Source organism: Levilactobacillus paucivorans (assembly GCF_001437125.1).
GTDB classification, from domain to species: Bacteria; Bacillota; Bacilli; order Lactobacillales; family Lactobacillaceae; genus Levilactobacillus; species Levilactobacillus paucivorans.
This window is the reverse complement of record NZ_JQCA01000009.1, coordinates 1-719: the sequence shown is the minus strand read 5'-3', so window position 1 is coordinate 719 and position 719 is coordinate 1. Positions and strand designations below refer to the sequence as shown.

Genomic DNA, 719 nt, shown 5'->3' with positions numbered 1-719 from the left:
CTTAACTCTTTGACCACTTTTTTCTCGTTAAACGAGAAGTGTTTACTTAGGCTATCTAAATGACCTCTATTGATTACTTTTTCTTGGTTATTTTTATAACTGGCTTTGGCCTTACGATAGTCCTTAACTTGTTGATTAAATGCCTTTCTTTCATGCCGCTTGCTATTGATCCCCTCATGTTGAGTTGGTGTATCATCTATTCCCTGCTCGATAAATGATTTTTCACTGATCCGATCCGGAATATTTTTTTGCTCTAAAACTTGATTGACACTAGCCGCCCAATTGTGCCGCCATTCAGTAATTTTTTCTTTTTTATCCCAATCAACTAGCCACACCTTTCTTGATCTTGGAAAACGACTATTTCCTGTATAAGTCTTGTTCCCATTTTCATCTAATATATTTTCCCTTTTACTTTTCAATCCCCATGTTCCGTCTGGATTAAATGGACGATTAGTTAGCATAACATGAGCGTGCGGATTATCTGGGTGATCTCTATGAATTGCTACGTCGGCAACCATACCCTCATCAACAAAATTTTCTTGTACATATTTTGTCAATAATTCTTTCTGTTCGTCTTCACTTAATTCAACTGGTAAAGCCACGTTAAACTCTTTTGCATAGCGTGAATTTGCTCGCCGATCTTTTCTTTCGACTTCATTCCATAATTTCTCTCTATCACTCGCCCATTCTGGCGCATTCTTTGGTGTCAAAATAAAGCT

1 protein-coding gene is annotated in these 719 nt (G+C 37.3%); it reads right to left on the bottom strand.

Translation table 11 applies throughout. The features are described from left to right. Positions 1-719, bottom strand: a 719-nt coding sequence (locus IV54_RS00535) for a MobA/MobL family protein (RefSeq protein ID WP_162259307.1), incomplete at both ends; no start/stop codon positions are given.